Here is a 6,497-nt window from a genome sequence, read left to right on the forward strand (position 1 = left end):
GTCTCTCTGTCGGTTTGGCTTCTGGTGCTGGCGCCGCTGTGCAGGAAGGTGCTTTGCACGCAACTCAGCAAACTCGTGACGCGGGTGAAAGCGCCTATGTAATTGGCGGGTCTGTTGTCCTGGGAGCCATGTTAGGGGCTGGCGGTGCGCAACTCTTCAGCCGAAGTGATTGGACCAAGTTCAGCCGGGCGCTTGAAGAGGATCTGGCAGACACTACTCCGCACCCATCTGAAGTCAGCCAGGAGATTATTCAAAGGCTCAGAAGCGCTGGTGCATCGGCGGTTGATGAGATTGATCTTGATGACTTGCAGGTTGGCGGGCCAAGAGCAGCTAAGGCGATCGCCAACGCAACAGCTGCTGTGAAGCTGAACCCTGGTTTGCAGCTCCTGACTTCACCGTCCATGAAAGCACGTGCAACGTTCCTGAAGCTCGCAGAAAACCATGTTGCGACTGCTGGGGAAATGGAAGGTAAGACGTTAGGGCCTGCTGCAGAAACGGCCATGAAGCGCTATCAAGGGAACCTTGCAACGTTCATAGTCAAAAGGCGAGAGAACTACGCAAAGGCAAAGAAAGCTGGCCAAGTCAAAAACATAGAAGACTTTGATAGAGCCGTTGCCTATGCAACTCGCCGCGGTGATCGGGATGCAAGCGGCAACGAATTTGTTGAAGCTGTCGCGAAGTCCTGGCGCAACGATGTCGCAGACCCGCTGAAAGATGAGGCGGTAAACGTTCGCCTCCTTCCGGATGGTGTTCAAGTTTCTACGGCGCCTTCATACCTGTATCGGATCTATAATCGCCAAAAAGTTCTGGCCGGTGAGGGGCGTTTTCGGGAAATTCTGAAGCGGCATATCAGGGCGGAAGTCGATCGAGCGATGTTGTCGACTGACAAGAAGCCCACACCTGAATTCCTCGGGGCCGATGATCTTGACGACTATGTTGAGGGTATCGTTGGCGGTGTCTTCAATCGCATCACCGGCAAAGACGTGGACGAATTGCCTGACTGGCTCGTGCCTGCGACCCAAGGACCGTTGAAGGGCCGGACACTCAACATTCCAGATGCAATGGTTGAGGACTTCCTTGAAGACAATATGGAGCTGATCGCCCGCAAATATGTGCGTCAGATGGGTTCTGAAGTTGAGCTAACACGCAGTTTCGGTCGGGCCGACCTGAAAGACCAAATCGAGGAAATCCAGGCGGACTACCGCGAACTCAGGGTAAAGGAAAAGGACCCGAAAAAGCTTGATAAGCTGAACAACCGCGAAAAGGCTGACATTGCGAAAATCAAGGACTTTCGCGACATGCTCAGAGGCACATATCGGGCAGGGGAGGAGCAATCAGCATGGTCAGCAATGACGCGCCTGGCACTCGCTTGGAACTACGTCCGATTGCTCGGCGGTGTAACGTTTTCCAGTCTCCCGGACATTGCCAACGTCATGACCAGGCAAGGACTTAGATCCTTCATGGATGATGGCTTGACTGGTCTGATTTCCAGCACCAAAGCTGCGAAGATTGCGAAACGAGACGCCCGTGAATGGGGCATTATTACCGAAACGGTTTTGCAGACACGGTTGGCGGAGTTGGCAGAGCTTCACGATCCATACGCCGCTGGCAATATCGCTGAACGCATGATGCAGCGGGCAACGTCACTATTTTCACGGGCAACGTTCCTCGATCGGTGGAACGACACGATGAAGACCATAGTTACGCTGCAGGCGGGGAACAAAATAGCGCGCCTGACAATTGGAAGTCTGACTGAATTGCAAAGCAAGTTGGGAGTTGTCGGGCGACAAGCGTCATTCGACAAACTCACTAACCACGAGCGAGGATACCTTGGAAAGCTTTATATCGACGAGGGTATCGCAACGCGCATCGCGGATCAGCTTAGCAAATTTGGGGTGTACGAAAATGGTATCTGGGGGCTCAATCTTAGGGCGTGGGATGACACAGAGGCTCGACGCGTCATAGGCGCGGCTCTGAGCAAAGAAGCGGACGGTGGAGTTGTTACACCTGGGATTGCGGACAAACCGCTCTGGGCACGTTCAAATGCGGGCAAGCTTGCGATGCAATTCAAAAGCTTTGGCTTAGCTGCGCACCAACGCATTTTGCTTTCCAGGTTGCAAGGGAACCCAAAGCATCTCGCAGAGTTCATGTTGTTTGGAACCGCACTCGGTATGATGGTTTCATACCTGAAATACGTCGAAAAGGGAGACTGGGACGCCGCTGACCGGCTGACAAATAACCCCGGCCTTTGGATCGCGGATGGTTTCGACAGAACGGGTATTGCAACGGTATTGATGGATGTTTCCAACACCCTTGAGAAGATTGGTATGCCATTTGGTGTTAAGTCGGCGGCACAGGCCATTGCGGGTGATGAAGACCGCGGCGCTGATGTCTCGAGGTATTCCAGTCGAGGCCTTTGGGGTGCCGCAGGTGGTCCATCGATCGGCATGATCGAGGACATCGTTCAAATCGCCACGGAAGCGGCGAAAGGGGATCTCTCCAAGGGTGGGGCACGTGCAGCTATTCGCCAGGTTCCAGGTGGAACGCTACCCGGAGTGCGATCTGTCCTGCAAACTCAAGGCAAGCCGTAAGCGTCCGGTGAGAGGCATTGGTCCTATTTTTTGGGCCTTCTCATATTTGCAAGACGGCTCATTTGGATTTTGACGATGTCCTGTTCGATATCGTGTTGGTCGAATGGCTTTCCGTACCATTCCAAGAGATTTTCGTGTTCGTCGTGTGCCGGATCAGCCATGGCGTCCAGGAACATTTCGAAGCCGGGAGCGCCGCCTACATCCTCCGGAGGTGTGCGCCATTTTCCGTCGATGAAGACAGGCAACCGGGCGCCTGCTGGCATCTCGAACAGTTCAATTACCTCGACGTGGTGTTCCCAATTGTCACCCATGTCGTAAGTGTAGAGGAACTCGGTGATACCGCTGTCGCGCAGTTTGGTCAGACGTGTTGCGTTGGCGTTGTAGACCTTTTCGAAGCCGAAGTCGTCGTCATGCGGTAGACCATAGCGCCGACCATCGACGTCGAACTCCCAAAGATGGCAGTCGAACCACAGGAAGGCCGCCTGGATGGCGTCGTGCAAACCCTTGAACGTCATGGAAAGTGGCACGTCCACTTCGCGCCAGGGCGCAGGTTCAAGGTCTAGCAATGTAATCCGCAGACGGGCGGCATCGGGAGCAGTCAATTCAGGTTTCCTTTGGCAGCGAAGGTCCACGGCAGAAGCTCATCGATCCGGTTGACCGGATGATCGGCGATGCGGGTCAGCACATCGCGCAGATAGGCTTCCGGATCGAGGCCGTTGAGCTTGGCGGTCTCGATCAGCGACAGGATGCCGGCGGCCCGGTCCCCGCCCTTGTCCGATCCGGCAAACAGCCAGTTTTTGCGCCCAAGCGCAATCGGGCGGATGGAACGCTCAGCCGCATTGTTGTCGATCTCGATGGTGCCGTCCTCAAGGAACCGCCCGAGGGCCTGCCAGCGGTTCAGGGCATAGCGGATTGCCTCCGCTGTACCGGACTTCCCGGACACTTCGGCAAGGCGCGTCTTCAGCCATTTCTGTAGAGCCTCGAACATCGGTTTGCTCTTGGTCTGACGGAGTTTCAGCCGCTCATCAGGTGGTGATCCCCGGATGACCTTTTCGATATCGTACAAAGCCCCGATCCGTTGCAGGGCTTCCTCGGCGACCGGTGCCGGACTGTTCCCCGTCAGATCGAAGAACTTGCGCCGGACATGCGCCATGCATGCTGATTCCAGAACCTTCGGCGGCTTCGCCTCATAGAGCTCCTTGAATCCGGCATAACCGTCGGCATGAAGAACGCCACGGAAGTCCTTCAAATGGCCTTGAGGATGTTCGCCCTTGCGGTCCGGACTGTAGAAGTAACAGACTGCCGGCGGCGTTTCGGATCCAAAGGGCCGCCCATCACGGACATAGGTCCACAATCTGCCGGTCTTCGTCTTGCCCTTACCGGGTGCCAGCACTGGAACTGGTGTATCGTCCCCGTGCAAACGATCACCGGCAAAGACATGATCGCGCAGGGTTTCGATCAACGGTGCCATCAATACGCTCGCCTTGCCGACCCAATCGGCCATCGTCGAGCGGGCCAACTCAACGCCTTCGCGGGCGTAAATCTCAGACTGGCGATAGAGCGGCAAGTGATCGCAATATTTGGCCGTCAGCACATGTGCAACCAGGCCCGGACCGGGCTTGCCACGTTCGATCGGTAACGACGGCATGGACGCGGTGATCTCGTTGTCGCAACCCTTGCACACAAAGCGCGGCTGGACATGGCGCACAACCCGGAAAGACGCGGGGATGTAATCCAGCACTTCCGTTTCGGTTGCACCGTTCTTCAAAAAATCCCGCCCACCGCAGCAGGCGCAGGCGTACGCACCCAGATCATGGATGATTTCATGACGCGGCAGATGATCGGGCATCGGTTGGCGCGACGGCTTGGTTTTCGGTTCGGTGCGCGCGGGTGAGAGCACGGGAGCCGTTTCCGCTTCTGCCGCCTCCATCTCTTCCAGCGCCAGCTCCAGTTGCGCGATACTGCGCTCGATCTTCTCCGATGACTTGCCAAAGCGCGCCCGCTTCAAGGCTGCCAGTTGCTCCTTCAACTTCTCGATCAGACTGTCGCGCGCTTGAAGTTGCCCGCTCTGTCTGGCCAATTCCTCAGCCTGCCGGGCACATAGCGCGCGCAAGGCATCAATGTCGTCGGGAAGGCTGGTAACAGCGGAATTCATGGCCAAATTCATAGCTGATTTGCTTGAGTTCAGCCAACCTTATCCTCATGGAAAAGCAGGTTTTATCCGGCCCGCATCGGCGGGGCTGTCCAGGCCGGACGTCGCCAATCAATGCCTTCCCATAACATCGCCAGTTGCGCCGCCGTCAGCCGTGCAGTGCCATCGGCAACCGACGGCCAGGGAAAGCGGCCACGCTCCAGAACCTTGTAATAAAGACAAAAACCTTGCCCATCCCAATAAAGCAGTTTGACCCGGTCGCCGCGCCGCCCCCGGAAGGCAAACACCGCGCCAGACGCTGGCTTCTGACGCAGAACCTCCTGCACCAGGGCCGAGAGACCAGAAATCCCCTTGCGCATGTCCGTCACCCCACAGGCCAGATACACCCGCACGTTCGATCCGGGCGCGATCATGCCTCTTCCACCGAGCGGATCAGTCCTTGCAGTATCAATGGGTCCAATCCGGCATCCACCTTCAGCACACGGCCGCCCTTGCAGCGGATCTCTATCCGACCGGTTCGCGCAGCCTTCTTCAGGACCGTTTTCTGGACGGCCTCTTCCACTGTCGCCTGACAAGAAGTCTCAATGTCACTTGCCACCAACGTCACCGGCAGGAAACGGCTCTCGTTCTCCGGCTGCTGCGAGAACTTGCGGCGCCAGGCGTAAATCTGTTGCGGAAGAACATCATGTCGCCGCGCTACGTCCGTAACCGTCAGGCCGCTGGTTGCAACCTCTTCAAGAATGGCAAGCTTCTGATCATCCGACCAAAAACGTCGCCGTTCCCGGCCCGTCAAAATCTCAACTCGCCCCATCGATCACCTGCGTTACGGAATTAATGACGTATCTAATTCCGTAACTTCAACCAAACACGCAAAATCGAAAAGGGAGTCTCACCGGACGCTTACGGCAAGCCCGCCTTGCAAGAATTGGTTGAGTGGGGGGAACACTAACACTGGATATGCTGGTCGAATTCGTTCATGTCCGAATTGCGTTCCCCGCATTCATTGAACGAATTCGACAACTCACTTAAGGGGTGTTCGCAGCGCAATGCACAACGAGTACGGTCTCAAAGTACCAAATGTGTCAATGTAGAATGAGCGGCCGTAACCAACGCCGAAACAGGCGCTAGTCGCGATCAGGTTAGCCGGTTGAGATGTGCTGACACGAAGGCTTGCTTCACTCGGCGGTACGAACCTCTAAGGTCTATTCCACTCGAAACGCACATTGATGACGCTTGTACCTTAACTGAGCTAAAAGATCGCTCCAGTCGTCTATGGTCGTTTCAAAAACAAGCCTTAAAGAAAGGGGTGCCGACATCGATGTTTACTGCGCGGAGGACGATTGAGCGGAAGCTAATATAGACAGATACAATGCAGCGAAGGACCTTGTTTAAAGCGATATCCAAGCATCTAGCCTTCCCAAGTTAAAAGCAAGCCTGTGGATTTCATATCAAGGTAAAACGGATCAATTTAGCAATTCTCAGAGGAAATGAGATACTCACATTTCTCTTTGTCGGTTAGGAGTAATGTCTGTTTTGCGCGTTGTTTGGAAGTATCAATCAATTCTTTCAACGATAGTAGTGGATAATTTGTAACTTGACCGTCGTCCCATTTTATTGCCACCGCACTTCCATCGTTTGATAGCGCTCCATTCACAGCCCAGGCTCCATCGCGATAAAAGTCTCGGATTATCTCTCCGGTGGAAACATCCCAAACGCTTGCAGTTCCATCTTCGGATGTCGTGAGAATGTTCTTA

Annotated in this window: 6 protein-coding genes; 1 reads left to right on the forward strand and 5 read right to left on the reverse strand. The window is 55.1% G+C overall.

Going from position 1 to position 6,497, the window contains the following annotated elements:
- Nucleotides 1-2,591, forward strand: a 2,591-nt coding sequence (locus tag K5905_RS24480) for a hypothetical protein (RefSeq protein ID WP_297588924.1), incomplete at its 5' end; no start/stop codon positions are given.
- A gap of 23 nt (nucleotides 2,592-2,614) precedes the next feature.
- On the opposite strand, the gene K5905_RS24485 is transcribed toward K5905_RS24480, so the two are convergent.
- The 5 genes from K5905_RS24485 to K5905_RS24505 all read right to left on the reverse strand — a co-directional run.
- The gene (locus tag K5905_RS24485; protein ID WP_297588926.1) at nucleotides 2,615-3,193 is read right to left on the reverse strand and encodes a plasmid pRiA4b ORF-3 family protein; all 579 of its coding nucleotides are present in this window, start codon (nucleotides 3,191-3,193) and stop codon (nucleotides 2,615-2,617) included.
- A complete protein-coding gene (locus K5905_RS24490; protein WP_297588928.1) occupies nucleotides 3,190-4,746 on the reverse strand; it encodes an IS66 family transposase in 1,557 nt (518 codons plus the stop codon). The genes K5905_RS24485 and K5905_RS24490 overlap by 4 nt, the downstream gene beginning before the upstream one ends.
- A 62-nt stretch (nucleotides 4,747-4,808) precedes the next feature.
- The gene (gene tnpB / locus K5905_RS24495) at nucleotides 4,809-5,156 is read right to left on the reverse strand and encodes an IS66 family insertion sequence element accessory protein TnpB (protein ID WP_297588929.1); all 348 of its coding nucleotides are present in this window, start codon (nucleotides 5,154-5,156) and stop codon (nucleotides 4,809-4,811) included.
- Nucleotides 5,153-5,554 carry a transposase gene (locus tag K5905_RS24500; RefSeq protein WP_297588932.1) on the reverse strand — a complete coding sequence of 134 codons (402 nt, stop codon included), beginning with the start codon at nucleotides 5,552-5,554 and terminating at the stop codon, nucleotides 5,153-5,155. The genes tnpB and K5905_RS24500 overlap by 4 nt, the downstream gene beginning before the upstream one ends.
- A 657-nt stretch (nucleotides 5,555-6,211) precedes the next feature.
- Nucleotides 6,212-6,497 (reverse strand): hypothetical protein (locus tag K5905_RS24505; protein WP_297588935.1); only part of this gene is annotated, 286 nt, incomplete at its 5' end.

The organism is Roseibium sp., assembly GCF_025698965.1.
In the GTDB taxonomy this organism is placed as follows: domain Bacteria; phylum Pseudomonadota; class Alphaproteobacteria; order Rhizobiales; family Stappiaceae; genus Roseibium.